Source organism: Isoptericola maris (assembly GCF_048065335.1).
Taxonomy (GTDB): domain Bacteria; phylum Actinomycetota; class Actinomycetes; order Actinomycetales; family Cellulomonadaceae; genus Isoptericola; species Isoptericola rhizosphaerae.
Map to the genome: position 1 here is coordinate 247,582 of NZ_JBLUNY010000001.1, position 25,882 is coordinate 273,463.

The window sequence follows — 25,882 nt, forward strand, 5'->3', positions numbered from 1 at the left end:
GGGTCATCGTGGCAGCAGCCACCACGCCAGGGCGAGGAGCGCCGCTCCGCCGAGCAGCACGAGGCCGGCGAGCGCAGCACCGGACACCGCCCAGGCGAGCGCTCCGACGGCGCTCGTCACGCCGGCGACGACGAGGTCCCGCGAGCCGCTGCGCCCCAGCACCGCCACCTCGACCCGCGTCCGCCACCCGACATGACCCGCCCACCAGCTCAGGCGCACCGCGAGGTAGGCCAACGGAGCGAGCCAGAGCACAGCGGGATCGAAGGGAGTGGAAGCCGAGCCCAGCAGGAGCAGGGCGGACAGGACGACGGCGACGTGCGCGGGAAGCTGCCCCGGGCGTGCCAGCGCCCAGAGTGCCGCACCGGCCACCGCCGTCAGCACGAGCCCGGCCATCAGCGTCGTGCGCGATGCCGCTGCCCACACCAGTGCGGCCACGGCGACGGCCGCGGCCGCCCGCAGCACGAGGCCCGGTACCGCCGGCCCGTGCTCGACCCGCACGACCGGCAGCGCTCGGGCGCGGCGTCGCCGCACCCAGTCGTGGAGCTCCGCGGTCAGGCTCATCCTGCGACGCCCCTCTGCCGACCGAGCAGGTGGGCCAGGGCGGGACGTCCGGTCCGGAGCAGCGGTGTCGGGTGCACGCCCCGAGGATCCCACGGCCGGGCGGCCGCGTCAGCCCGGGTGCCGGACCGACGGGGCGCGGTGCTGCTCCGCAGCCCGCACGAGCGCCTCGAACCGGGCGGGGGCCCCGGTCCGGGCGTCGCCGGCCCACGCCACCACCGGCACGCCCTCGCTGGTCAGCTGCCGCAGCCGGTCCTCGCGCTCCATGCGGGTGACGCGCCAGGCCAGCCGCAGATGAACCTCGTGGACGGGGTGCACGGCCGGCAGCGTGTCCACGACGACGACCTGGTGTCCCTGGTCGCGCCACGTGCGCACCATGTGGAGCGACTCGTCGTCCAGGGCCGTGGTGAACAGGTAGACGATCGCGTCGGCCGGGAGGCGAGGCGGTCGCAGCCGCCGCGCCGGGCTGCCCAGGGGGCTGCTCGTCGCGAGCCCGTGCAGCACCCGCCGCAGGTGCCGCCGGCCCGCGGCGGGCGGCAGGGGGCGTCGGCGCCGGCCCAGGTCCTCGAGACCCACCCGGTCGCCGGCCCCGACGACGGCCCGCGCCACCGAGGCGGCGGCGTGCCGGGCCAGGTCCAGCGAGGTCGGCTCGTCGACACGCAGGTCTCCGTTGCCGCGCCACGTCCGCAGGTCCGGCCCGACGTCGTCGCGTGAGTCGAGCACGAGGATCGTGGTGGCCTCCGCCGTGGCGTAGGTGCGCCGGACGTAGAGCTCGTCGAGGGCCGGCGAGCGGCGTGCCGTCGTCCGCCAGTCGATCCGGCGCAACCGATCGCCCGGCGTGAACAGGTGGACGTCGCGCAGCTCGCTGCCGTCCCCGAGCCGCGGGGAGGTGTGCGGACCGGTCAGCCCACGCAGACGTGACGGGAGCGGCACACGCCCCAGCGGCATCGCGGCGGGCAGGACGAGCCGGTCCGGTGCCGTCGAGCGCTCGACGTCCTCCGCCGTCGCGCCCCCTGCTCCATGACCTCGGACGTCGACGACGAACGTGGGCTGCGGTCCCGTGCGCACCGACGCGAGGCCGAGCTCGAGCTCGCGGCGACCCGGTGCGAGCAGGACGTCCAGCGTGCGGTGGCCCGGCGCCGCCACCCGGGAGTGCACGACCTCGACCCCAGCGGGAGGGTCGATCGCGAGCACCGCTGTCAGCTCGCCCGGAGCGGCCGTCTCGTCGGCCGTCGAGATGGCGTGCCGCGTGGGTCGCTCGGGCGTGCGACCCGTCAGCGCGCCAGGCGCACCGCTCCATGCCACCCCGAGCAGCAGAGGAACACCCACCAGCGCGACGTCCGCTCGACCCGTCACCAGACCGACCGCGAGCAGGACCACGGCGACGACGGTTCCCGCGACCCCGTGCGGCGTGCGCCGCCAGACCGGATCGTCGGGGCCCCGCAGGCCGCGCTCCCGTGCGCCGTCCCGCTCGCTCGACGTGAAGCTCACCGACCGGGCCCCACGGTCGCAGGCCCGGGCACCGACGCGAGGAGCTCGCCGACCACCTGCTCAGGGCGCACCGCGGCGGCCCACGCGGTCGGGTTCAGCGTCAGCCGGTGGGCCAGGACGGGGACGGCGACCCGCTTCACGTCCTCGGGCAGCAGGTGGTCGCGCCCGTCGAGCACGGCGACCGCACGTCCCAGCAGCAGCAGGTTCTGCGAGCCGCGGGGCGAGGCCCCGACCTCCAGCGCGGAGTGCGCGCGGGTGGCGGCGGCGAGGTCGACGCAGTAGGTCGCGACGTCGGGGTCGACCTCGACGGCCTCCACGCCCGCCTGCATGGCCAGCACCGTCTCCGCGTCGACGACCCGTCGCACCGGTGCCGCCTCCTGCCGCCGGGCGACACGACGCAGCAGCACGTCGCGCTCCTGGTCGCGGTCCGGGTAGCCGACGGCGAGCCGCACCATGAACCGGTCGAGCTGCGCCTCCGGGAGCGGGTAGGTGCCCTCGTACTCGACCGGGTTCGACGTCGCCACGACGTGGAACGGTCGCGGCAGCGGTCGGGTGACCCCCTCGGCCGACACCTGACGTTCCGCCATGGCCTCCAGGAGCGCGGACTGCGTCTTGGGCGCCGTCCGGTTGATCTCGTCGGCGAGGAACAGGCCCGTGAAGACGGGCCCGGGCCGGAACACGAACTCACGGGTGGCCGGGTCGAAGATGCTGGACCCGGTGACGTCGCTGGGCAGCAGGTCGGGCGTGCACTGCAACCGGGCGAAGTCGAGCCCGAGCGCCGTGGCCAGCGACCGGGCGGCCAGCGTCTTGCCGAGACCGGGCACGTCCTCGAACAGCACGTGCCCCCCGGCGAGCACGGCCGCGAGCGCCAGCTCGAGCGAGTCGCGCATGCCGACGACGGCGGTGCCGATCTCGTCGAGGACGGCGTGTCCGTGCTCGGCGACATCGGCGACGGGCATCGGGGTGGCGGGGTGGTTCATGCGGGTGGCCTTCCGGTTCGCCGGGCGTCGGTCGGGATGCGTTCGATGGCGTCGAGCCAGCGGTGCAGGCTGCGGGGTGTGGGGGGTCTGCGGGAGCGGATCTGGTCGAGGACGTCGGCGCCGAGGAGCGCGGCGGCGTCGTCGTGGTGGCGCGGGTCGGTCAGGTCGATGCCGTGGGGTGCGAGGCGGTGCTGGGCGAGTGCGGTGACCCGGCGGGTGATGCGGGCGGAGACGTGGCCGTCGCGGGTCAGGGCGGCCCAGCCGAGGTCGGTGACGTCGTGGCGCGCTCCGTGGCGCTGTTCGGTGGGTGGTGCGGGCCAGGCGGACTCGGCGCCGTCGTCGAGCGTGGTCCAGGCGTGCCAGACGGCGAGGGCGCCGGTGGGCAGGAGGAGGGCGTGGACGGGGTCGAGGGTCCCGGTCACGGCGAGCAGGAGGGCGGTCAGGAGGGCGACGGCCCAGGGCAGATGTCGGGTCATGGTGCGGTGGCGCCGGTGTCGAGGCTGCGGGCGATGCGGGTGAGAGCGGTGCGGGCGCTGGTGACGTCGTCGGTGCTGGTGGGGTGGGTGGTGAAGCGGGCGCGCTGGTACAGGGTGCGCAGGGTGGCGACGTCTGCCGGTGGGGCGGGGGTGGTGGCCAGGATGGTCTGGGTGAACTCGGTGGGGGTCTGGGCGGGGTCACGGGTGGTGCCGTGCTCGGCGGCGGCGTCCTCGAGGGCGACCCAGGCGGCGACGACGGCGTCGTCCGGGGTACCGACGTCGTCGAGGTGCTGCAGGGCTCGGGTGACGGCGTCGGCGAGCTCGGGCAGCGGGACGGTGGGGGCGTCGGCGGTGGCGAGGTCGCCGCCGGTGTCGAGGGTGTCGGGTTCGGGTGCGTCGCGGGGGACGTCCTGCAGGGCGGCGAGGATCTTGCGGCCGGCGGTCCACAGCAGGAGCACGATGATGACGGATCCCAGCACGACGAGGAGGGTCAGGAGGGTGTCGTCGGGGTCGTTGGTGGTGGTGTCGGTGGGGGGCGACGGGGCGGGTGGGGAGGGTTCGGCGGGCGGGGGATCCTGGCCGAGGCCCACCTCGAGGACGGCGGCGGGCACGGAGACCTGCCAGGGGGTGGCGGTGGCGGCGCCGAGGACGACGAGCCCGGTGAGGAGGAGCAGGGCCGCCGGGTGGGTGCGTCGCCCGGGCGGCGTCATGCGAGCAGGTCGTGGGCGTGCTGCCCGGCGACGGCGGCGGCGACGAACGCGGCGGGGTCGGTGTCCAGGCCGCGGCCCATGGTGGACAGCCGGACGGGGGCACGGTGGAGCGCCTCGAGAAGCTCGGTGGTGGCGGGGACGTCGACGAGGCGGTGCCGGGCGCCGAGCGTGGCGGCCTGGTCGTGGACGCGCCGGGTCAGTTCTGCTCCCCAGCCCGGGCGGTCCTGCAGGGCGGCCTCGGGGTGGGGCACGACGACGTCGGCGGGGGCGAGCGCCACCCGCCCGTAGGCGGTCAGGGAGTGGTGCGAGATGCCGAGGTGCCGGTCGCGCGCGTCGGCGCCGGAGACCCGCAGGGAGGCGACGGGCCGGCCGGCAAGGGTGGCGGCGGCGTTGACCGCCTCGCCGGCGGTGACGCCGGAGAAGCCCCAGCGGGTCCCGGTGCCGAGGTTGCCCGGGCCTTGCGCCACGACGACGAGGTCGGCACCGAGGACGTGGTGCGCGGCGAGCAGACCGGTGTGCACGGTGACGGCCTCGTGGTCGCCGCCGAACGCCTGGCCGACGGTGATGGTGGACTCGAGCCAGCCGTGCTCGCGCAGCGCGGCGACGGTGCGCGAGAACGCGGCGGGCAGCGCACCGCCGTCGGTCATGACGTAGGCGACCCGTGGCGCCGGGGTGCCGGCGAGCTCCGCGGCGTGCCGGGCTCCGGCGATGATCGCGGGGACGGCGGAGTGCAGGTCGGCGACGATGACGGGTGTGGCGGCCAGGTCGTCGGCGTCACGCAGCACGCCGTGATGCTCGGACTCCTGCTCGTCCACGCCGAGCACCATCGCCTGCAGCGGCGTGTAGCGGGCCTTGACGAGGTGGCCGGGTCCGGGGGACGGGTCGGCCGGGACGGCGCGGGGGTCCGCGGGAGCCACGACGAGGCCGTACCCGCCGGTGCCGAGGCCGCGGGCGAGCGCCGAGACGTTCAGCGCGAGCCGGTCGCCGACGTCGGGGTCTCCGACGAGGCCGGTGTAGGCCAGGGCGCGGATCTCGCTGGTCCCGGCGTGGCCGTCGGGGGCGGGCAGCGGTTCGCCGAGCCGGACGGTGAGCTCGCGCGCGCCGGGCCAGGTACGGCCGCGGGCGGTCACTGTGCCGGTGCGCCAGGTCACGTGGTCGGCGGCAGTTCGTCGGTGGGTCGGCCCTGTCGTCACCCGTGGAAGCGTACCTGGGACTACCGTGGTGGCCGATGGCAGGTGATGACGCGGCGGGCGACCCGCCGACCCGACCGGACGAGCGTCTGCTGAACCTCGTCATCGCCCTGGTGAACACCTCGGCGGCCATGACGAAGCAGCAGGTGCGCTCGGGCGTGCACGGATACGACGGCGCTCCCTCCACGGAGGCGTTCGAGCGGATGTTCGAGCGTGACAAGGACACGTTGCGTGCGCTCGGTGTGCCGATCGTCACGGTCGAGGGCTCCGGGCACAGCGAGGAGGTCGGCTACCGGATCGACAACGAGGCCTACGCGCTGCCCCCGGTCGACCTGACCCCGGCGGAGCTGGGCGTGGTCTCCCTGGCGGCACAGCTGTGGTCGGACAAGACCCTGCGCACGGACATGTCTCGCGCGATGACGAAGCTGGCGGCCGCCGGGGCGGCGGACGCCGCGGGCGACGCGGTCGCCGGGCTGACGCCACGGCTGCGGGCCGCGGGCGACGCCTACGGTCCGCTGCTCGAGGCGGTCTCGGAGCGCCGGGTGGCCACGTTCCGCTACCGCGCGGCGAACACCGGTCAGGTGCGCACGCGCACGGTCGAGCCGTGGCGGATCGCCGCCCGCGGTGGCGCCTGGTACGTCATCGGTCACGACCGGGACCGGGAGGCCACCAGGGTGTTCCGGCTGTCCCGCATCGACGGCCGGGTCCGCGTGGGCGCCGCGCCCGGTGCGTTCACCATCCCCGACCGCGTCGACGTCGACGCCGCGCTGGGCGCGCACGTCGGGGCGGAGCGCACGGCGCTGCTCGCCGTCGTGCCCGAGCGCGCCCCCGCGTTGCGAGCGCGCGCCGGCGAGTCGGCCGGAGCGGTGCCGCGAGCGCCGCAGGGCCGTGACGTCGTGGCGGTGCGGTTCCGGTCGATGACGGCTCTGGCGGACGAGGTCGCCGGTTACGGCGCGGCGGTGGTGGCCCTGGAGCCGGCCGAGCTGCGCGCGGAGGTGCGGCGCCGGTTGACGGCCGCGGCGGGCCTGGACGGTAGGGGTCTGGACGGGGCCGAGACCGGCTCCACGGACCGGGCGGGGGAGCGTCATGGCTGAGCGGGCGGACGACCGGCTGGTACGGCTGCTGGGCATCGTGGCCTACCTGGACGGGGCCGGTCCGGTGGGCGTGGACGAGCTCGCACGGCAGTTCGGCGTGACGTCGGAACGCATCCGTCAGGACATCGACGCGCTGTGGGTCTCGGGCACCCCGGGGTACATGCCGGACGACCTGATCGACTTCGACGCCTACTCCCTGGAGGAGGGCCTGGTCTCGCTGACCCAGGGCCGCGGTCTGACGCGGCCGCTGCGGCTGGGCACGCGCGAGGCGGTGGCGCTGGTGGCGGCGCTGCGGGCGATGCACACCACCCCGGCGGTGCAGGCGGACACGGAGCGTGCCGCGGTGGTGGCCTCGGCGCTGGACAAGCTGACGGCGGCCACGGGAGAGGCGGCCCAGGCGGTGGACGTGCGCCTGGGCGGCGTGGGGGACGCGCGGCTGCTGGGGGTCTTGGCGCAGGCGGTCGCGGCGGGCCGGCGGGTGCGGCTGCGGTACGTCGACGCGGCGGACACCGTCAGCGAGCGTGACGTCGACCCGGTACGCCTGGTGACGCAGGACGACGCGACCTACCTGGTGGGCTGGTGCTACCGGGCGGTGGGTCGGCGCACGTTCCGGGTCGATCGGGTGCTGGAGGCCGTGCCGACGGGCGAGGCGGTGCAGGTTCGCGACGTGGACGGCGACGTGGACGTGTTCGCCCACGTGGCGGCTGAGGCGGGGCAGTCGGCCCAGGTGGCGGTGCTGCGGCTGGCCTCGCCTGCCCGCTGGGTCGCCGAGGAGGTGCCGGTCGAGTCGGTCACCGATCTGCCCGACGGCTCGTTCGAGGTGCGGCTGCGGGTGACGAACCCGGCGTGGCTGCGCCGGCTGCTGCTGACGAACGCGCCGGACGTCCTGGCCGTGGAGCCGCGCGACGTCGCCGCGGACGTGGCCGGCGCGGCCCGTGAGGCCCTCGCCGCCTCCGACGACCTGCCGGAGCTAGGCTGAGCGCATGCCAGGTTGGGGATGGGTTCTGCTCGTGGTGTGCGCACTGGCGTTCCTGGGCTGGATCGCCTGGGGCGTGGTGCGATCAGGGCTGGCGCTGCTGCGCGAGGCGGCCGCCGCGGGCCGGACGTTCGGCGACGCCTCCGAGCGGGTCTCCGACGCCGTCGCGCGGGCCGAGGCGCAGCGGGCCGACACCTCCGCGACGATGTTCGACCCGCCCGCGAGCCTGCACGCACGCGTCGAGGGACGCCGTCGTGCCCGGGCCCGACGCCGCGGCGAGCGCCGCGCCCGCCAGAGCGCCACCTGGCAGGTCTGGCGTTCCGGCACCTGGCTGGAACGTCGCCGTGCGGTTCCACCGCCGCGCGAGGTGGGCATAGACTGATCGGGCGCCTGCATGGCCCGCACCGAACGCTTGGGAGTTGAAGTCCGTGGGTATCTTCCGAAACCCCGCCGTCATCATCACGCTCATCCTGCTCGTCGTGGTGCTCTTCGGTGCGCGACGTCTGCCGGACGTCGCCAGGAGCGTCGGTTCCTCCCTGAAGATCTTCAAGAAGGAGGTGCGTGAGCTGCGGGACGACGACGAGGACGAGCCGCCGCGCAGCACCCCCGAGCAGGGCGGGACGGGCACCGGCACGGACAGCACCACCACGGCGGCCTCGCGGGCCTCCACCACCAGCGCGAGCGACCCGGGTCCCGGCCCGGGCGAGCACCGGAACGCCTGAGGGGTCCACCGTGCCCCGCACCCCCCGGGACCCCGAGGGGCGCATGCCGCTGCGCGAGCACCTGGTCGAGGTCCGCAAGCGCGTCGTGCGCATCGCGCTGGGCCTGCTCGCCGGCGCCGTCCTCGGCTGGATCGTCTACGACCCGCTCCTGGCGGCGCTCGTCCAGCCGCTGCACGAGGCCGCCGAGCGCCGCGGCGCCCTCATCGGGCTCAACTTCGACGGCGTGGCGACCGCGATCGACATGCAGGTCAAGGTCTCACTGTTCCTCGGTGTCCTGGTCTCCAGCCCTTGGTGGCTCTACCAGGTCTTCGCCTTCATCAACCCCGGTCTGACCCGTACCGAGCGGCGGTACGTGTACGGCTTCCTGTTCGCCGCCGTGCCGATGTTCCTCGCCGGGGCAGCCCTGGCCTGGTACGTCCTGCCCATGGTCGTGACGGTGCTCAACGACTTCGTGCCGGAGGGCAGCTCCAACCTCGTCGGCGCGCAGCTGTACCTGAGCTTCGTCATGCGCCTCATCCTGGCCTGCGGCATCGCGTTCCTCGTGCCGGTGTTCATGGTGGTGCTGAACCTCATGGGCACCGTGCGCGCCCGCACCTGGCTCGCCGGCTGGCGGTGGGCGATCCTCGTGTCGTTCATCTTCTCGGCGATCGTCACCCCCACCATGGACGTGCTGAGCATGTTCGCGATCGCCGGCCCCATCTGCGCCCTGTACTTCATCGCGACCGGCATCTGCTTCCTGCACGACCGGCGCGTCGACCGGCGCCGCGTCGCACCGACCGGGTGACACCGGCCGGCAGCGACCGCGGACGACGGCTGGGCGTCGTGGTCAACCCGGTCGCCGGCGGCGGACGCGGCGACCGCGCCGGCCGGGAGATCCTCGGCCTCCTGCGAGCCGGCGGGCACACGGTGACCGACCTGTCCGGCAGGGACGTCGTCCAGGCCGCGGCGCACGCCCGCCGTGCGGTCGCCGCCGGGGACGTGGACGCGCTGGTCGTCGTCGGCGGCGACGGCATGGTCCACCTGGGCGCGCAGGCCGTCGCCGGCACGGGCACCCCGCTCGGGATCGTGGCGGTCGGCACCGGCAACGACTTCGCGACCTGCCTCGGTCTGCCCGTGCGCGACCACGCCACCGCCGGCGCCGGACTGCTGTCCGCGCTGGCCGCCGGGACCGAGCGCGCCGTCGACGCGATCCACGTCACGGTGCCGGGACGAGCCGACCGTTGGGTCGCGGGCGCCGTGTCCGCGGGCCTGGACGCCGCCGTGAACGCTCGCGCCAACGCCATGCGCCGTCCCCGCGGACCCTCGCGCTACACCCTGGCCGCGCTGGCCGAGCTCGCCGCCTTCCGCGCCTGGGCCTACACCCTGCACCTGGAGGGCGTGACCGACGACGACGGTCTGCCCCTGAGCGGGTCGGGCGACGGCGGGCCCGGAGCCACCTGGACCGGCCGTGCGGCGATGGTGACCGCCGCGAACACCGACCGGATCGGCGGTGGCATCCGTGTCGCGCCCCACGCCAGCACCGACGACGGCCTCCTCGACGTGCTCGTGGCGCCCGTGCTCACCCGCGCCGGCGCCGCGATCGCCTTTGCGCTGATGTTCTCCGGACGCCACGTGCGCCGCCGTGACGTGCACCTGCTGCGGGCCCGCGCCGTCACGATCGCCCCCGCGCCGCCGCCCGCACGAGACCTGCCGGCCGGGACCGGCGCGCTGCCCGAGGCCCACGGCGACGGTGAACGGCTCGGACCCTTGCCCGTGACCGCCCGGGCCGTGCGCGGAGCACTGCGGGTGCTGACCGACGGCCGCTCCTGAAACGTCGCTCGCGGCGCTCCGCGCAGAGCGCCGAGCAGCGGGAGGACGGCGGATGCGCCGTAGGGTGGCGAGCATGACGGCCGACCTCAGCCCCGCCGAGCGGTATGCCGCCGCTCGAGCCCGCTCCGCCCGCGACAAGGCCGACGCCGTCGGCGAGCTCGGCCGGTTCCGCACGGCGCTCGACTTCGAGCTCGACCCGTTCCAGGCCGACGCGTGCGCCGCCCTGGAGGCCGGCCGTGGCGTGCTGGTCGCGGCACCGACCGGCGCCGGCAAGACCGTCGTGGGCGAGTTCGCCGTGCACCTGGCGCTGGCGTCCGGCACCAAGGCCTTCTACACCACGCCCATCAAGGCGCTGAGCAACCAGAAGTTCAACGACCTGGCGCGGCGCCACGGCGCCCAGAACGTCGGCCTGCTCACCGGTGACACCTCCATCAACGCCGACGCCCCGGTGGTCGTGATGACCACCGAGGTGCTGCGCAACATGCTGTACGCAGGCTCGACGGCGCTCGAAGGGCTGTCCTACGTCGTCATGGACGAGGTGCACTACCTTGCCGACCGGTTCCGCGGCCCGGTGTGGGAAGAGGTGATCATCCACCTTCCCGACCACGTCCAGCTGGTCTCGCTGTCCGCGACCGTGTCCAACGCCGAGGAGTTCGGCGACTGGCTGGCCACCGTGCGCGGCGACACCGCCGTCGTGGTCAGCGAGCGCCGTCCGGTGCCCCTGTGGCAGCACGTCATCACCGCACCCACGGAGCCGCGTGGTGTGCCGCGCCTGTTCGACCTGTACGCCGGGCACGTCGACCCGACCGCCCCGGGCACGAACCCGCCGATCGACCCTGACCTGGCGCGGCTGTTCCGCACCCACGGACGGTCCGACGGCGGCTCCCCGCGCGGGCGTCGGGGTCGCGGCGACCGGGGCTACCGGGGTCGCGGCGGGGCGCGTCCGGCCGGGGGTGCGGCGCCGCAGCGTCGCACGCCGCGGCGCTTCGGCGTGGTCGAGGCGCTCGACTCCGACGCGCTGCTGCCGGCGATCTACTTCATCTTCTCCCGGGCGGGGTGCGAGGGGGCGGTCGAGCAGTGCCTCGGCGCGGGCCTGCGCCTGACGGACGCGGAGGAGGAGGCGGAGATCCGGCGCGTGATCGACGAGCGCACGGTGACGATCCCGCCGGAGGACCTGGAGGTGCTCGGGTTCTGGTCCTGGCAGCACGCGCTGTGCCGGGGGATCGCCGCGCACCACGCGGGCCTGCTGCCGGTGTTCAAGGAGACGGTCGAGGAGCTGTTCGCCCGCGGGCTGGTCAAGGTGGTCTTCGCCACCGAGACGCTGGCGCTGGGCATCAACATGCCCGCCCGCTCGGTCGTGCTCGAGAAGCTCGTCAAGTGGGACGGCACCGCCCACCAGCCGGTCACTCCGGGGGAGTACACCCAGCTGACCGGGCGTGCCGGGCGTCGCGGCATCGACGTCGAGGGACACGCCGTGGTGGTGGACCACCTGGGCCTGGACCCGGTGGCGCTGGCCGGGCTGGCGTCCCGGCGTCTGTACCCGCTGCGCTCGAGCTTTCGCCCCACCTACAACATGGCGGTCAACCTGGTCAGCCAGGTCGGCGCCGAGCGGGCGCGCGAGGTCCTCGAGACGAGCTTCGCGCAGTTCCAGGCCGACCGTGGCGTGGTGGGGCTGGCCAAGCAGGCCCAGGCGCACGCCGAGGCGTTGGAGGGGTACTCCGAGGCCATGACGTGCGAGCGCGGCGACTTCGCGCAGTACATGGCGATCCGCCGAGCCCTGAGCGACCGTGAGAAGGAGCTCTCGCGCGCCGAGCAGGGTGCCCGGCGTGCCGACGCGGTCGCCTCGCTGGAGAAGCTGCGCCGTGGCGACGTCGTCGAGGTGCCCACGGGGCGCCGTCGCGGGTACGTGGTGGTGCTGGACCCCGGCCGCGGCGAGGGCGGGTTCGACGGACCGCGCCCCACGGTGCTCACCCAGGAGAAGCAGGTCAAGAAGCTCACGCTGGCCGACGTGCCCGACGGGGTGCGTACCGTGACGAGGGTCAAGATCCCGTCGGGGTTCAACCCGCGCAAGCCGGACTCGCGGCGCGACCTGGCCTCCTCGATGCGCAACGCCCTGGGCGCGTTCTCCGACGACGGCGGCAGCGGGCGGGCACCCGGGCGCCCCGGACGGCGGGGCGACGCCGCCTCGGACGCGCGCGTGCAGCGGCTGCGCACCGAGCTGCGCGAGCATCCCTGCCACGGCTGCCCCGAGCGCGACGACCACGCCCGGTGGGCGCAGCGGGCCGAGAAGCTGCGCCGCGAGCACGCCACCCTCGTGCGACGCATCGAGGGCCGGACGGGTTCCATCGCGCGCACGTTCGACCGCACCTGCGCCCTGCTCAGCGAGCTCGGCTACCTGGGCCGCGACGAGTCCGGCGCCCTGACGGTGACCGACGAGGGACGCTGGCTGCGCCGGCTGTACGCGGAGGACGACCTGCTGCTGGCCGAGTGCCTGCGCCAGGGCACGTGGGACGGGCTGCATCCCGCCGAGCTCGCCGCGGCGGTCTCCGCGGTGGTCTACTCGGGCCGCCGCGACGAGGTGGGCGAGCCGTACCTGCCGGGCGGCCCTCAGGGCCGGCTCGCCACGGCGCTGGACGCCACGGCGCACGTCTGGGCGCAGATCACCGCGCTGGAGGCCACCCACCACCTGGAGGCCACCGGGCCGCTGGACCCCGGCCTGGCCGGGGCCGTGCACCGGTGGGCCTCGGGCAAGAGCCTGGACGCGGTGCTGCGCGGCACCGACGTCGCCGCCGGGGACTTCGTGCGGTGGTGCAAGCAGGTCGTCGACGTCCTCGACCAGCTCGCCGTCGCCGCGCCGCGGCCCGCGGTGCGGGCGTCTGCCCGCAAGGCGCAGGACGCCGTCCTGCGCGGGGTGGTGGCCTACTCGAGCCTGTGATCGTGACGGCATCGTGAACCGGCGCATGACGGTCGGGCCGACCGGGTGCTCTAGGCTTTCGGCCGTGACCTCCACCCTGTACCGCAACGGTGTCGTCCACTCGGCCGCGGACCCGTTCGCCGAGGCGATCCTCGTCGACGACGGGGTCGTGGCCTGGCTCGGCGCCGAGGACACCGCGGCGGGCCTGGCCGCCCGCGCCGACCACGTGGTCGACCTCGACGGGGCGCTGGTGACACCCGGGTTCGTCGACTCCCACCTGCACACCCTGGAGACGGGGCTCGCGCTGGAGTCGGTGGACCTGACACCCGGCGCGGTCGGAGACCTGCCCGACGCCCTCGACGCCCTGGCGGCCGGGGCCCGCCGCCTGGAGGCCCGCGACCCGGGCGGCACCCAGGTCCTGCTCGCCTTCGGCTGGGACGAGCACGCCTGGCCCGCCGGTCGCGCCCCCCACCTGAGCGAGCTCGACGCCGCCACCGGCGGGCGCCCGACGCTGGCAGTCCGCGTGGACGGCCACACGGCGCTCGTGTCCACCACGTTCGCGGCCGCCACCGGCCTCGACCACGACCTGTCGTGGGACGGTTCCGGCGTCGTCACGGGCGAGAGCTACGTCCGTGCCCGCGCCGCCGCCCACGACGTCGACCCGGCACGCCGCACCCGTGCCTACCGGCAGGCCCTGCGCCAGGCGGCCTCGCACGGCATCGTGTCCCTGCACGAGATGAGCGCGCCGCACGTGGACACCCGTGCCGGGCTGACCGAGCTGATGGCCCTCGCGGCCGACCCCGCCGAGCCGCTGCCGCACGTCGTCGCCTACCGCGGCGAGCTGTGCGAGTCGGCCGACGACGCCCGCAGCCTGCGGGCGCAGCTGCCGTTCCTGACCGGCGTCGGTGGGGACCTGGCGGTCGACGGCTCGATCGGCTCGCGCACCGCCGCCATGCGTTCGGCGTACGCAGACCTGCCGTACCCCACGGCGTCCGGCACCTCGACGAACGGTCGGCTCTTCCTCTCGGCGGAGCAGGTCGCCACCCACCTGGTCGCCTGCTCCGAGGCCGGGCTGCAGGGCGGGTTCCACGTCATCGGCGACCGCGCGATGGACGAGGTCGTGCGCGGCCTGGAGCTCGCCGCCGACCGCGCCGGCGCCGGGCCGGTGCGCAGCGGCCACCACCGCGTGGAGCACGCCATGCTGGTCGACGCCGGTGCCCTGGCCGCGCTGCTCCTGTACGGGGTGGCGCTGTCGATCCAGCCCGCGTTCGACGCCACGTGGGGCGGACCGCGCGGGATGTACGCCAGCCGGCTGGGCGGGCCGCGCGCGTCGAGCCTGTCGCCGTTCGCCGACCTGGCCGGTGCGGGGGTGCCCCTGGCGTTCGGCTCCGACTCGCCGGTGACGCGGGTGGACCCCTGGGCCGCGGTGCGCGGCGCCATCAGCCATGCCGACCCCGCGCAGCGGATCAGCGCACGCGCTGCGTTCCGCGCCCACTCGCGCGGCGGGTGGCGGCTCGCGGGCCTCGACCACACCGGCGCCGGAGAGCTGCGGGTGGGCGCGCCCGCCCACCTCGCGGTCTGGCGTGCCGACTCCCTGGCCGTGCAGTCCGCGCCCGGCCGGCTGTCCCAGTGGAACCCCGAGGCGCGTTCGGGTCAGCCGCTGCTGCCCGACCTGTCACCAGGCATGCCGACGCCGCAGTGCCTGCGTACCGTGCGCGACGGCGTCGTCCTGTTCGACGCGATCGACGCCTGAGCCCGTGGTGACCATCCTGACCCCCGACAGCGACCGCGCGGCCACCGCACCGCCGTCGACCGCGGCTCGAAGCGGCCTGTGGACCTCCCGACCGGCCACCCTGCTCCTCGCGGTGGCGGCCGGGTGCGCCTGGTGGGCCGCGTTCCCCGACGTCGGCGCCTGGCCGCTGGCGTTCGTCGGCGTCGGCCTGCTGTACGCCGCACTGCGCCGTGACGGCCGCCGCGCTGCCGGGTGGAACGCCCTGGTCGGGTTCGTCGCGATGCTGACGTTCTGGCTCCCGCACATCTGGTGGGCCAACTTCGCCACCGACACCGTCCCGTGGCTTGCCCTGTCGATGCTGCAGGCGAGCTTCGGGGCGCTGCTCGGCGCGCTGTGGACGTGGGCGCGCCGGCTGCCGGGGCTACGCCTGCGCGGCGAGGCCACCACCGTGCGCTCCTGGGGCCGGGCCGTCGCGCACGCGGGCGCGTTCGCGGTGGTCCTCGTGGCCGTCGAGCAGTGGCGGTCCGAGGCCCCGTTCGGAGGCTTTCCCTGGGGGCGCCTGGCCTGGACCATGGTGGACGCGCCCACGGGACGCGCCGCGTGGCTCGGAGGGACCACGCTGGTCTCCCTGCTCGTGGCCCTCGCCGGCGTCCTCGGGGCGCTGGCCGTGGGGAGTGCCGTCACCGCGTGGCGCACCCGGACCGGCCCGGCCTCGTCCCGACGAGCCCTCGCCGGGGCCGCCGGACTGCTCGCCGTCGGTGTGCTGTGCGTGGTGGCACCGGCCGCGCTGCCGTTGCCGGCCGGACCGGGCCCGGCACCCGTACGCACCGCGGACCTGGACTCCACGGTGGTCGACGCCGGCACCTCGACCCACGAGACCGACGGTCCCGTCCTGCTCGCCGGCGCGGTGCAGGGCAACGTGGCCGAGCCCGGCCTGGGTTCGTTCGCCAACCGGGCGGAGGTCCTGAACAACCACCTCGCGGGGACCTCCGTCCTGGCCGGGCGCGGCGAGGACCTCGACGTCGTGCTGTGGCCGGAGAACGGTTCCGACCTGGATCCGCAGGAGGCGCCCGAGGTCGCCGCGGCGCTCGACGACGCCGCCACCGCCGTGGACGCCCCGATCCTGGTGGGTGCCCAGGAGTATCCCGAGACCGGCGGGCGGTACAACGTCTCGCTGCTGTGGCAGGCGGGTCAGGGCGTCACCGACCGGTACGCCAAGCAGCACCCCGCGCCGTTCGGGGAGTACATCCCGTTGCGCAGCTTCGTGCGGATCTTCTCCGACCAGGTCGACCGGGTCACCAACGACATGCTCGCGGGGACCGAGCCCGCGGTGATCGACCTGCCGCGCGACGACGGCTCCACCGTGCCGATGGCGACCATCATCTGCTTCGAGGTCGCCTACGACGAGATCGTGCGCGACGCGGTGGTCCGCGGCGCCCAACTGCTCGTGGTGCCGACCAACAACGCCTCGTTCGGCTACACGGCCGAGTCCACCCAGCAGCTCGCCATGACGCGGATGCAGGCGATGACCACCGGCCGGGCCGCCGTGCAGATCTCCACCGTCGGGGTCTCCGGCGTCGTCGCCCCGGACGGCACGCTGATGGCCCGGACCGGTCTGTTCACCGCCGACCAGCTCGTCGCGGCGCTGCCCCTGCGCACCACCCTGACCCCTGCCGTGCAGGCCGGCTTCTGGCCGGGCTGGACGGTCGGCGGGCTCGCTGTCCTGCTCGTCGGCGGAGGTCTGGTCACCGCGGTCCGCGAGCGCCGCGCCCGGGGTCAGTGATGCGGACGCTGGTGGTCGTGCCGACCTATGACGAGCGCGAGTCGTTGCCGGTGCTGCTGGACGGGCTGCGGGCCGCGGCGCCGGAGGTCGACGTACTGGTGGTCGACGACGCGTCGCCGGACGGCACCGGCGAGCTGGCCGCGCGCCGGGCGAGCGAGGACGACCGGGTGCACGTGCTGCACCGCGCGGGCAAGGGCGGTCTGGGCGCGGCGTACGTGGCGGGGTTCGGCTGGGGGCTCGACCGCGGCTACGACGTGCTGTGCGAGATGGACGCGGACGGGTCGCACCGGCCCGAGGAGCTGGCGCGTCTGCTGGGCCGGCTCGCGGCGGACGACGCCCCCGCCCTGGTGATCGGGTCGCGGTGGGTGCCCGGCGGCCGGGTGGTCGACTGGCCGTGGCACCGGCTCCTGCTGTCGCGGGCGGGCAACACCTATGTGCGCCTCGCGCTGGGTATCGGGGTGCGCGACGCGACCGGCGGATTCCGCGCGTTCCGCGCGGCCACGTTGCGGGGCCTCGAGCTCGCGCAGGTGGAGTCGCACGGCTACTGCTTCCAGGTCGACATGACCTGGCGGGTGCTGCGCGGCGGGGGAGCGGTGGCGGAGGTGCCCATCACGTTCGTGGAGCGTGCGGCGGGCGTCTCGAAGATGTCGCGCTCGATCGTGGCCGAGGCGCTGCGCAAGGTCACGCTGTGGGGCCTGCGGCACCGGTGGGGCCAGGTGCGCGGGCTGTTCTCCTCGCGCTGACGCCGCTCGCCACCGGTCGGGGACGACGAAGTGCGGCCCTCGACGGAGGACCGCACTCGTCACCTCGGCGGCGGGCTGCCCGCCGCCGGCTCGTGTCAGGCCGAGCGGCGCAGCTTTCCGGTGCGCAGCAGCTCGAGGCGCTCGTCGAGCAGCTCTTCGAGCTCGGACACCGAGCGGCGCTCGAGCAGCATGTCCCAGTGGGTGCGCTGCGGCTTGGTCGGCTTGGCCTCGGGACGCTCCGCGTCGCGCAGCAGCGCCTCGGCGCCGCACTGGCACTCCCACAGCGGGGGAACCTCGGCCTCGGTGGAGAACGGAAGAATGATGGTGTGCCCGTTGGGGCAGTCGTAGTGCGCCTGGAACCGCGGGGCGAAGTCCACGCCCTCGTCGGACTCCATGCTCTTGCTGCCGATGCTCATGCCGCGCAGGGAGCGGTCAGCCATGTCGTCCTCCACAGGTCAAGGGGTTAAAGGGGCCTAGGTGTCCAACGCGCACCTGACGGCGGTTGTTCCGTCGCGGCGTGAAGAACCGGTGAAGCGTACCGGCTCGCCCCGGCGGGGCAGCGTGCAGGTCAAGGCTGGCCAGCGCGAGCCCGGCACGCAAGTCGAGACCGGGCGTAGGGTGCCCGTTGTGGGTGACGTCACGCCGTCGTCCCTCGGTGGCGCGGGCGGGGGCCGGGAACAATGGGGCCGGTGGACGGGTTGAGACCGTCGGTACATGCAAACGCATGAATCCGTGAGCGATCCTGGGAGTCATCGTGCAGTTCGGCATCTTCTCCGTCTCCGACGTCACGTCCGACCCGACCACCGGGCGGGCACCGGACGACACGGAGCGCGTGCGCAACATGCTCACCATCGCGCGGCACGCCGACGAGGCGGGGCTCGATGTCTTCGCCACGGGCGAGCACCACAACCCCCCGTTCGTGGCCTCCAGCCCCACCACCATGCTCGGCTACCTGGCCGGGGTGACGAAGAACATCACCCTGTCCACCGCCACCACGCTGATCACCACCAACGACCCGGTCCGCCTGGCCGAGGAGTACGCGATGCTCCAGGTGATCTCCGACGGGCGCATGGACCTGATGATGGGCCGCGGCAACACCGGCCCCGTCTACCCCTGGTTCGGTCAGGACATCCGCAACGGGATCCCGCTGGCCGTCGAGAACTATGCGCTGCTGCGCCGGCTGTGGACCGAGGACGTCGTGGACTGGGAGGGCAAGTTCCGTACCCCGCTGCAGGGCTTCACCTCGACGCCCCGTCCGCTGGACGGCGTGGCGCCGTTCGTGTGGCACGGCTCGATCCGCTCCCCGGAGATCGCCGAGCAGGCCGCCTACTACGGCGACGGGTTCCTGCACAACAACATCTTCTGGCCGATGCACCACACGCGCCAGATGGTGCGCTTCTACCGCCAGCGCTACGAGCACCACGGCCACGGGCGTGCCGACCAGGCGATCGTCGGCCTGGGCGGGCAGGCGTTCATGCGCAAGCGCTCCCAGGACGCGTGGAACGAGTTCCGGCCCTACTTCGACAACGCCCCCGTCTACGGGCACGGGCCGTCGATGGAGGACTTCACGCAGCAGACCCCGCTGACCGTGGGCTCGCCGCAGCAGGTCATCGACCGCTACGCGTCCTTCGTCGAGGACGTCGGCTACTACCAGCGCCAGCTGTTCCTCGTCGACCACGCCGGCCTGCCCCTGAAGACGGTGCTCGAACAGATCGACCTGCTGGCGGGCGAGGTCGTGCCCGAGCTGCGCAAGATCGTCGAGGCCAAGCGCCCCGCCGAGGACGTGCCGCTGAACCCGCCCACGCACGCCGAGCGCGTGGCGGCCGCGGCGGCGTCCGGCGAGGCCGGCGCCACGCACGTGGGCGATGCCACCGACCCCTACACGGGCACGGTCGCCGAGGGCGGCCGCACGAACGACCCGACGCACGTCACGCAGGAGGCCCGCGCATGACCACGTCCGAGCAGTCCCGCACGATCGCCATCGTCTCGGCCGGGCTGTCCCAGCCGTCGTCGACCCGGCTGCTGGCCGACCGCCTCGCCGACGCCGCGGTGCGCGAGCTCGAAGACCTCGGCCACCCGGTCCGTGTCGAGAACATCGAGCTGCGCGACCTCGCGCACCCCGTGGTCGACGCGATGCTCACCGGCTTCGCCACCGGCGACCTGGCCCGTGCCCAGGAGGCGGTGACCGGCGCTGACGGCGTCATCGCCGTCACCCCGGTGTTCACCTCGAGCTTCTCGGGGCTGTTCAAGTCGTTCTGGGACATCCTCGACCCCGACGCGCTGAGCGGCATGCCCGTGCTCCTCGGTGCGACCGGTGGCACGGCGCGGCACTCCCTGGCGCTGGAGTACGCGGTGCGGCCCCTGTTCACCTACCTGCACGCCGACACCGTGCCCACCAGCGTGTTCGCGGCCACCGACGACTGGGCCGCGAGCGCCGCGGACACGGGCGCCGGGCTGCCGCGCCGGATCGAGCGGGCGGGACGCGAGCTCGCCCGCCGCGCGGCACAGCGCCAGGACGACGGCCCCGCGGACCCGTTCGCGTCGACGCCGAGCTTCACCGAGCTGCTCGGCGGCAGCTGACGACCGAGCGACCATCGACGTGCAGCGCAGATTGCGTGGACACGCCTGCCTACATTGCGCGATCTCGGGCGTATCGAGCTGGTCGCGCAGAGTAGGTTGCACGCTCGCTGGAGGCCCCGAGTTGAAGGCGTCTGTCGGGGCTGCTGGGATGGTGCGTGTGATTCCGGTCCCCGAGGTTGTTCGTCATCCGATTGCCGCCGGTCGACGGCACACCGTCGGACTTCGGGCTGACGGCACCGTGGTCGCCGTCGGTGCGGACACCGCCGGGGAGTGCAGGACGTCGACGTGGCGCGATGTCGTCGCCGTGGACGCCGGCAGCGTGCACGTGGTCCGCAACACCGGCAAGTCCCACACGCTGGGCCTCGGAGCCGACGGAACCGTTCGGGCCTGCGGCTGGAACAACCACGGCCAATGCGAGGTGCAGAGCTGGCAGGACGTCGTGGCGGTCGCCGCGGGGTGGCGCTTCAGTGTGGGGCTACGCAGCGACGGGACCGCCATCGCCACCGAACGCATGGCGCATGCGGGACTCCACAACTGGCGCGAAGTGCGTGAGATCACGTGCGGGGACTGGCACGTCGTGGCACGTCGGTCCGACGGGACCGCCTGCGCCGCGGGGAGCGACACGTGGGGCCAGTGCGATGTCCGTGACTGGACCGGGCTCACCGGGCTCGCCGCCGGATACCTGCACACCCTCGGCCTCACGCGGAACGGCCGCGTCCACGCCACCGGCCACCCGGCGTTCTGGACGGGCTGCGAGCTGTGGACGGACATCGTGGCCGTGGCCGCAGGAAGCTACCACAGCGTCGGCCTGACCGCCGCGGGCACCGTCGTCACGGCGGGAAGTTCCGAGCTAGGGCAGTGCGCCGTTTCCAAATGGCAGGACATCGTGGCCGTAGCAGCCGGTGGCGCGCACACCGTGGGCCTGCGCGCGGACGGATCCGTCGTCGCCACCGGTGACGACAGCCACGGTCAACTGCAGACCGCAGCCTGGCGCCTCAGCTGACACAACACGAGAACCAGCGAATCTAGGCTGCACGTGTGTCGACATGCAGCGCAGATTGCGCGGACACGCGGCTGCACCTTGCTCGATCTCGGGCGTGGCGCGCTGGTCGCGCAAAGTAGGCGTTCGTCCGTGCGCCGTCCGAACCACAGATCACCGGGGATCGACGCGATCCTCTTGCGCGCACCACTCGGCGGTGGCCGCGATCTCGACATCGGCGGCCAAGGCCGAGGAATCGGTCGTCCACAACAGTGCCGAGACCCCGAGTGCGCCCTCTGTGTCCGTGTGGGTCTTCCGTGCCGCCTGCCTCACGTGCACAACCTGTTCAGAGCGCATCCGCGGGGTGTTGCGGTACCGCTCGCCTGGCATCACGGGGACCCATACCCAGGCGGCCAGCACACCTGTGAACTCGGGCTCCGGTGCGAGCAGTTCTGCCTGGAGGGCGAGGTTGACCTCCTCCAGGTTCAAGCCGGCATGCAGCCGGGCCAGCTCGGACACCAGGGCGCCGGGAGCGCGGGCGGCCACCTCGACGACCACCATCTCGTCCTCGCCGATGACGGCGAACTCTGTGTGCACCACGAACGCCCCCTCGCCCCCGAGCGCGGCCACCACGGCGCGGTTGAGGTCCTGGGCGCGCCGGGCCAGTGTGCTGTCGTGCGCGACGGTCCACCCTCCGAGGCGGCGCCCGGCGGGCAGGTCGAGCAGTGGCCCAAGATAGCTGCCCGTCTGGACCGGAGTCGTCGTACCCTCGGTCACCAGGCTGTTCACGTGGTGGAAGGTCCCGTCGAGGAACTCCTCGACCTGCCAGCCGGACTCCCCACGATGCTCGGACAGCCAGTCCCGCAGCTCTGCCTCGGTGCGCAGGATGCTCACACCCCGGGAGTTGGCCTCCCTGCGTGGCTTCGCCACCGCCGGCAGTCCCAGGCGCGCCAGGATTTCCCCGTACACCGTCTCGAATTCCCGCGCTCCGTCGTCGGGAATGGCCAGGAACCGCGGCACGCGAATCCCGGCCGCATCGAGACGCTCCTTCATGACGACCTTGTCGATGTATCGCTCAGGGCATGCAGGGTGCCGGGCGGTCAACCCGAGCTCGCGGCGCAGCTCTGCGCAGGTGAGCAGGCAGTATTCGTCGTTGGTGACGATCTGCACCGGCCGAGTGCCGGCAACGTCCCTGATGACGTCGGCCCACGCGGTATGCGGAGCGCGGTGCACCCGCGGAGGCGGGCCCGGCGCGTCCTCACGCATCACGGCCTCGGCGTCCGCATCGGTGAGAACCACCGTGTCCCACTGCTCCACCGGAAAGACCGCCGTGAGATCGGTTGTGAGCGGTTGACGGGAATGCAGGACCACCGCGAGGGGATGAGTGGATGCCGGGGGCGTCTGCCGAGGAGCTTCGATGCTTGTCATGCCCTACCAATCGTCGACGCCGCAGACAGCGGCACGTGCCTTCTGGCCTGGGGTTCGAGCCTCCCATGTCCCGAACCGCGAAGTAGGAGCCCGCGACGCCCCCGGGATGCCGGGGACGACCGCACGTCGTCAGGGCATGTCACCGTCCGATGCACACCCGCGCGGCGCCGGTCGCGCCATCTAGCTGGGCTTAAGCAACCTACCTGCAAGAATCGACAAACTAGGCTGCACGTCGACAACGTGACCTGCCCGGTCGTCGAGGACGGCGCCAGGCGCGCGATAGGCTCGGCGCCATGCGCGTTCTCGTCTCCGGCGGCGCCGGCTACATCGGCTCCCACACCGTCCTCTCCCTGGTCGCCTCCGGTCACGACGTCGTCGTCGTCGACGACTTCTCCAACGCCAAGCCGGCCGTGATCGGCCGGCTCGAGGCGCTGTCCGGCACTCACGTGCCCGTGCACGCGATCGACCTCACCGACGCCGAGAAGACCGACCTGCTGTTCGCCCACGAGCGCTTCGACGCGGTGGTGCACTTCGCGGGACTCAAGGCCGTGGGGGAGTCGGTCGCCAAGCCGCTGGAGTACTACCGGAACAACCTCGACTCGACGCTGTCGCTGCTGGCGGCGATGCGCCGCCACGACGTGCACCGGCTCGTGTTCTCCTCCTCGGCCACGGTCTACGGCGAGCGGGCTCCCGTGCCCTACCGCGAGGACTGGGAGCACCTGTCGTCCTCGTCGCCGTACGGGCAGACGAAGGTGATGATCGAGCGCATCATGACCGACGTCGCCGCCGCGACCGACGGGCTGCGGATCGCGCTGCTGCGCTACTTCAACCCCGTCGGCGCCCACCCGTCGGGAGAGATCGGCGAGGACCCGCAGGGCATCCCGAACAACCTCATGCCCTTCATCGCCCAGGTCGCTGTCGGGCGTCGCGAGAAGCTGACGGTGTTCGGCGACGACTACCCCACGGCCGACGGCACCTGCGAGCGCGACTACCTGCACGTGGAGGATCTCGCCGCCGGGCACGTCGCCGCCCTGGAGCACCTGGACGCGATGGCCACGCCCGTGCGCGCGTTCAACCTCGGCACCGGTACCGGCACGTCGGTGCTGCAGATGATCAAGGCGTTCGAACGGGCTGTAGGCCGCGAGCTGCCCTACGAGGTCGGTCCGCGCCGGGCCGGTGACCTGCCGGCGTTCTGGGCGGACCCGAGCCGGGCGAACACCGAGCTCGGCTGGCACGCCCGCAAGACCATCGACGACATGTGCGCCGACACCTGGCGCTGGCAGTCGGCGAACCCCCAGGGCTTCCCGGACTCCTGAGCCGGCCGTCCGACCGCTTGCGCGGCGTCATCCCGGGGCGCAAGGATGGTGCCATGACCGACGACGGCCGCACCCGCCCTGACCAGCGCTGGAACCCTGGCGCGCGGTACCGGGCGCCCATGCCGGCACGTCGGCAGGTAGCGGCCACCGCCACGGTCCAGCCCTTGGCCGGGCGTCTGCGCCGCGGCCCGGCACGCCGCACCGCCGTGTTCGACCGCGACGTGTGGCGTCCCGACCTCGCCGGAGTGCGGCCTCAGGTCGCCGAGGCCCTGTCCGTGGCGGCCGACCGATACCGCCGAGGTGCCGTGAGCACCAGCGGCCTGGTCCGCGCCGTGGGGCACGCCCTGGCGTCCTGAGCCGGCGACGACGTCAAGCACACGATCCTGACGTGCCGGCAGGCGGCGTCGGTGGCCGCGAGCGCCGAGGTCCGCCACCTCGTGCCGACGCCCTTCTCCCAGCGGTACGCCGAGCCGGCCGAGCTGCCGCTCGCCTTCGAGCGCGAGGCCCGCAAGGTGTTCGACGGTGAGGTAGCGGTGTCCGCCGACCTGGACCGCGTACCGCTGCCGCCGCGACGTCGGCACGCAGGGGTCGTCACAGCACGTCGCTGAGCGGCACCTGCTCGAGCCCGTGGGCCTCGGCGACGCCCGGGTGAGTGACGACGCCGTCGTGCGTGGTGAGCCCGTGGGCGAGCGTCGCGTCGGCGCGCAGCGCGTCGCGCCATCCGTGGTCGGCGAGAGCAGCGACGTAGGGCAGGGTGACGTTGGTCAGGGCGTAGGTGGAGGTGCGCGGGACGGCGCCAGGCATGTTGGCGACGCAGTAGAAGACGCAGTCGTGCACGCCGTAGGTGGGGTGCTCGTGCGTCGTGGGGCGCGAGTCCTCGAAGCAGCCGCCCTGGTCGATGGCGATGTCGACGAGCACGGCGCCGGGGCGCATGCGGGCCACGACGTCGTCGGGCACGAGCACGGGAGCCCTGGCGCCGGCGACCAGGACGGCACCGATGACCAGGTCGGCCTCCAGCACGGCATGAGTGAGGGTGAGCCGGTTCGAGGAGAGCGTCTGCACGCGCCCGCCGAGCTCGCGGTCCGCGGCGCGCAGCGCGTCGGCGTCGGTGTCCAGCAGGGTGACCCGTGCCCCCATGCCGACCGCGATGCGGGCGGCGTTCATGCCCGACACCCCGGCGCCGATGATGACGGCGTGCCCGGCGGCGACGCTCGGCACGCCGCCGAGCAGGACCCCGCGCCCGCCGGCCGCCTTGAGCAGGGTGGCCGCGCCGACCTGTGTGGCGAGCCGGCCGGCGACCTCGGACATGGGGGCGAGCAGCGGCAGCGATCCGGTGGCCGTCTGGACCGTCTCGTAGGCGACGGCGGTGACGCGGCGCGCCAGGAGCTCCTCGGTGAGCACCTTGTCGGCCGCCAGGTGGAGGTAGGTGAACAGCAGCTGGTCCTCGCGCAGCCGGTGGTACTCCTCGGCCACGGGTTCCTTGACCTTGAGCACCATGTCGCCCGCGGCCCACGTGGCGTCGGCGTCGCCGATGATGTCGGCGCCTGCGTCCGCGTACTCCTCGTCGCTCACGCCGGCCCCGAGTCCAGCGCCCGACTGCACGTGCACGGTGTGGTGGTGCGCGGTGAGCTCGTGGACCCCGGCCGGGGTGATCGCCACCCGGTACTCGTGGTTCTTGACTTCCTTCGGAACCGCGATGCGCATGGTGTGCCGCCTTCAGGTGTGGCTCCGGTCGGAGCGTGCTGGTGCGCGTCGGGGTGTGACGGCGCTCACGTCCAGTGTGAGGCAGAAGTTCGACTGCACGCCACAGATTCGGTGATCGTTCGGTAGGTTGGCGAGATGGTGTCGGATGCTTCAGGAGGCAGGCCGGACAGGGTGGTCGGCCCGAACGATCTTCGGACGCGCGTCGGCGGCCAGTCGGGTCTCGAACGCCGCTCGGCGGCGCCCCTGCGGCTCGACGACGTCGACCACCGCCTGCTCGCGGCGCTGGCCGAGGACGCCCGCCTGGCGAACAACGCGCTGGCCCGGCGGGTCGGGATCGCGCCGTCGACGTGCCTGACCCGGGTGCGACGACTGCGCGAGGAGGGGGTGGTGCGGGGTTTCCACGCCGACGTCGACCCGGCGCTGGCCGGCCGGCCGCTGCAGGCGATCGTCGCGGTGCGGATGCACGGCACCGCCAGGTCGCGGCTCAAGGCGTTCCTGCGCGAGCTCGCCGAGCTACCGGGCGTGATGAACGTCTACCTGCTGGGCGGGGCGCACGACTTCTTCATCCATGTCGCCGCGCCGGACTCGGACGGACTCAACGACTTCGTCATCGAGAACCTGTCCACCAACCCCGGCGTCGCACTGACCGAGACGAACCTGATCTTCGAGCACGCCCGGGCGAGCTGGTACTGATCCC

At 73.9% G+C, this 25,882-nt stretch carries 26 protein-coding genes; 17 read left to right on the forward strand and 9 right to left on the reverse strand.

Annotated features, from left to right (window positions below):
- Window positions 1-3 precede the first annotated feature (3 nt).
- The 6 genes from ACH5HR_RS01180 to ACH5HR_RS01205 all read right to left on the reverse strand — a co-directional run bounded on the left by ACH5HR_RS01180 (window position 4) and on the right by ACH5HR_RS01205 (window position 5,408).
- Entirely contained in the window at window positions 4-561 is a 558-nt protein-coding gene (locus tag ACH5HR_RS01180; protein ID WP_416475800.1) for a hypothetical protein, read from the reverse strand.
- 108 nt (window positions 562-669) lie between these two features.
- The gene (locus ACH5HR_RS01185) at window positions 670-2,049 is read right to left on the reverse strand and encodes a DUF58 domain-containing protein (RefSeq protein WP_416475802.1); all 1,380 of its coding nucleotides are present in this window, start codon (window positions 2,047-2,049) and stop codon (window positions 670-672) included.
- On the reverse strand, window positions 2,046-3,029 hold the full coding sequence (locus tag ACH5HR_RS01190; protein WP_402371876.1) for an AAA family ATPase: 984 nt from the start codon (window positions 3,027-3,029) through the stop codon (window positions 2,046-2,048). The genes ACH5HR_RS01185 and ACH5HR_RS01190 overlap by 4 nt, the downstream gene beginning before the upstream one ends.
- A complete protein-coding gene (locus ACH5HR_RS01195) occupies window positions 3,026-3,505 on the reverse strand; it encodes a hypothetical protein (protein ID WP_402371874.1) in 480 nt (159 codons plus the stop codon). Before ACH5HR_RS01195 ends, ACH5HR_RS01190 begins: the two co-directional genes overlap by 4 nt.
- Window positions 3,502-4,215, reverse strand: a complete 714-nt coding sequence (locus ACH5HR_RS01200) for a DUF4129 domain-containing protein (RefSeq protein ID WP_416475804.1) — start codon at window positions 4,213-4,215, stop codon at window positions 3,502-3,504. Before ACH5HR_RS01200 ends, ACH5HR_RS01195 begins: the two co-directional genes overlap by 4 nt.
- Window positions 4,212-5,408 (reverse strand): DUF3866 family protein, encoded by a 1,197-nt coding sequence (locus ACH5HR_RS01205; RefSeq protein ID WP_416475806.1) that lies wholly within the window; start codon window positions 5,406-5,408, stop codon window positions 4,212-4,214. The genes ACH5HR_RS01200 and ACH5HR_RS01205 overlap by 4 nt, the downstream gene beginning before the upstream one ends.
- 35 nt (window positions 5,409-5,443) lie before the next feature.
- Here ACH5HR_RS01205 and ACH5HR_RS01210 point away from each other — a divergent pair, with 35 nt between their 5' ends.
- The 10 genes from ACH5HR_RS01210 (at window position 5,444) to ACH5HR_RS01255 (ending at window position 17,178) form a co-directional block, all read left to right on the forward strand.
- Window positions 5,444-6,499 carry a helix-turn-helix transcriptional regulator gene (locus ACH5HR_RS01210; RefSeq protein WP_416475808.1) on the forward strand — a complete coding sequence of 352 codons (1,056 nt, stop codon included), beginning with the start codon at window positions 5,444-5,446 and terminating at the stop codon, window positions 6,497-6,499.
- The gene (locus ACH5HR_RS01215) at window positions 6,492-7,478 is read left to right on the forward strand and encodes a helix-turn-helix transcriptional regulator (RefSeq protein WP_416475810.1); all 987 of its coding nucleotides are present in this window, start codon (window positions 6,492-6,494) and stop codon (window positions 7,476-7,478) included. Before ACH5HR_RS01210 ends, ACH5HR_RS01215 begins: the two co-directional genes overlap by 8 nt.
- Window positions 7,479-7,482: 4 nt before the next feature.
- Window positions 7,483-7,857, forward strand: a complete 375-nt coding sequence (locus tag ACH5HR_RS01220) for a hypothetical protein (RefSeq protein ID WP_402371867.1) — start codon at window positions 7,483-7,485, stop codon at window positions 7,855-7,857.
- Between the two features lie 46 nt (window positions 7,858-7,903).
- Window positions 7,904-8,197: a twin-arginine translocase TatA/TatE family subunit gene (locus tag ACH5HR_RS01225; RefSeq protein ID WP_416475812.1), complete on the forward strand. Its 294-nt coding sequence runs from the start codon at window positions 7,904-7,906 to the stop codon at window positions 8,195-8,197.
- Between the two features lie 10 nt (window positions 8,198-8,207).
- Complete coding sequence (tatC, locus tag ACH5HR_RS01230) at window positions 8,208-8,981, forward strand: twin-arginine translocase subunit TatC (RefSeq protein ID WP_416475814.1); 774 nt, start codon at window positions 8,208-8,210, stop codon at window positions 8,979-8,981.
- Window positions 8,978-10,006: a diacylglycerol/lipid kinase family protein gene (locus ACH5HR_RS01235; RefSeq protein ID WP_416475816.1), complete on the forward strand. Its 1,029-nt coding sequence runs from the start codon at window positions 8,978-8,980 to the stop codon at window positions 10,004-10,006. Before tatC ends, ACH5HR_RS01235 begins: the two co-directional genes overlap by 4 nt.
- Before the next feature lie 73 nt (window positions 10,007-10,079).
- Window positions 10,080-12,941, forward strand: a complete 2,862-nt coding sequence (locus tag ACH5HR_RS01240) for a DEAD/DEAH box helicase (RefSeq protein WP_416475818.1) — start codon at window positions 10,080-10,082, stop codon at window positions 12,939-12,941.
- A 64-nt stretch (window positions 12,942-13,005) separates the two neighbouring features.
- Complete coding sequence (locus tag ACH5HR_RS01245) at window positions 13,006-14,673, forward strand: amidohydrolase (RefSeq protein WP_416475819.1); 1,668 nt, start codon at window positions 13,006-13,008, stop codon at window positions 14,671-14,673.
- A 7-nt stretch (window positions 14,674-14,680) separates the two neighbouring features.
- On the forward strand, window positions 14,681-16,435 hold the full coding sequence (gene lnt, locus ACH5HR_RS01250) for an apolipoprotein N-acyltransferase (protein WP_416475821.1): 1,755 nt from the start codon (window positions 14,681-14,683) through the stop codon (window positions 16,433-16,435).
- Window positions 16,435-17,178 carry a polyprenol monophosphomannose synthase gene (locus ACH5HR_RS01255; protein ID WP_402371856.1) on the forward strand — a complete coding sequence of 248 codons (744 nt, stop codon included), beginning with the start codon at window positions 16,435-16,437 and terminating at the stop codon, window positions 17,176-17,178. Before lnt ends, ACH5HR_RS01255 begins: the two co-directional genes overlap by 1 nt.
- A 95-nt stretch (window positions 17,179-17,273) precedes the next feature.
- Here ACH5HR_RS01255 and ACH5HR_RS01260 read toward each other — a convergent pair whose 3' ends face one another.
- Window positions 17,274-17,618 (reverse strand): RNA polymerase-binding protein RbpA, encoded by a 345-nt coding sequence (locus ACH5HR_RS01260; protein ID WP_402371854.1) that lies wholly within the window; start codon window positions 17,616-17,618, stop codon window positions 17,274-17,276.
- A 314-nt stretch (window positions 17,619-17,932) separates the two neighbouring features.
- Between ACH5HR_RS01260 and ACH5HR_RS01265 the strand changes: the two genes are divergently transcribed.
- The 3 genes from ACH5HR_RS01265 to ACH5HR_RS01275 all read left to right on the forward strand — a co-directional run bounded on the left by ACH5HR_RS01265 (window position 17,933) and on the right by ACH5HR_RS01275 (window position 20,761).
- Window positions 17,933-19,129: an LLM class flavin-dependent oxidoreductase gene (locus tag ACH5HR_RS01265; protein ID WP_416475823.1), complete on the forward strand. Its 1,197-nt coding sequence runs from the start codon at window positions 17,933-17,935 to the stop codon at window positions 19,127-19,129.
- Window positions 19,126-19,758, forward strand: a complete 633-nt coding sequence (locus ACH5HR_RS01270) for an FMN reductase (RefSeq protein ID WP_416475825.1) — start codon at window positions 19,126-19,128, stop codon at window positions 19,756-19,758. The genes ACH5HR_RS01265 and ACH5HR_RS01270 overlap by 4 nt, the downstream gene beginning before the upstream one ends.
- 157 nt (window positions 19,759-19,915) lie before the next feature.
- Window positions 19,916-20,761: an RCC1 domain-containing protein gene (locus ACH5HR_RS01275; RefSeq protein ID WP_416475827.1), complete on the forward strand. Its 846-nt coding sequence runs from the start codon at window positions 19,916-19,918 to the stop codon at window positions 20,759-20,761.
- A gap of 150 nt (window positions 20,762-20,911) precedes the next feature.
- Here ACH5HR_RS01275 and ACH5HR_RS01280 read toward each other — a convergent pair whose 3' ends face one another.
- Window positions 20,912-22,165: an ATP-grasp domain-containing protein gene (locus tag ACH5HR_RS01280; protein WP_416475829.1), complete on the reverse strand. Its 1,254-nt coding sequence runs from the start codon at window positions 22,163-22,165 to the stop codon at window positions 20,912-20,914.
- A gap of 293 nt (window positions 22,166-22,458) precedes the next feature.
- Here ACH5HR_RS01280 and galE point away from each other — a divergent pair, with 293 nt between their 5' ends.
- The 3 genes from galE to ACH5HR_RS01295 are packed head-to-tail and all read left to right on the forward strand — an operon-like array spanning window position 22,459 to window position 24,089.
- Window positions 22,459-23,481: a UDP-glucose 4-epimerase GalE gene (galE, locus tag ACH5HR_RS01285; protein WP_402371849.1), complete on the forward strand. Its 1,023-nt coding sequence runs from the start codon at window positions 22,459-22,461 to the stop codon at window positions 23,479-23,481.
- Between the two features lie 53 nt (window positions 23,482-23,534).
- Window positions 23,535-23,837: a hypothetical protein gene (locus ACH5HR_RS01290; protein WP_402371847.1), complete on the forward strand. Its 303-nt coding sequence runs from the start codon at window positions 23,535-23,537 to the stop codon at window positions 23,835-23,837.
- 51 nt (window positions 23,838-23,888) lie between these two features.
- The gene (locus ACH5HR_RS01295; RefSeq protein WP_416475831.1) at window positions 23,889-24,089 is read left to right on the forward strand and encodes a hypothetical protein; all 201 of its coding nucleotides are present in this window, start codon (window positions 23,889-23,891) and stop codon (window positions 24,087-24,089) included.
- Here the strand turns inward: ACH5HR_RS01295 and ald are convergent.
- Complete coding sequence (gene ald, locus ACH5HR_RS01300; RefSeq protein WP_416475833.1) at window positions 24,073-25,185, reverse strand: alanine dehydrogenase; 1,113 nt, start codon at window positions 25,183-25,185, stop codon at window positions 24,073-24,075. The two genes, ACH5HR_RS01295 and ald, sit on opposite strands and share 17 nt — an antisense overlap.
- Before the next feature lie 171 nt (window positions 25,186-25,356).
- Here ald and ACH5HR_RS01305 point away from each other — a divergent pair, with 171 nt between their 5' ends.
- Window positions 25,357-25,878 carry an Lrp/AsnC family transcriptional regulator gene (locus ACH5HR_RS01305; RefSeq protein WP_402371843.1) on the forward strand — a complete coding sequence of 174 codons (522 nt, stop codon included), beginning with the start codon at window positions 25,357-25,359 and terminating at the stop codon, window positions 25,876-25,878.
- Window positions 25,879-25,882 lie beyond the last annotated feature (4 nt).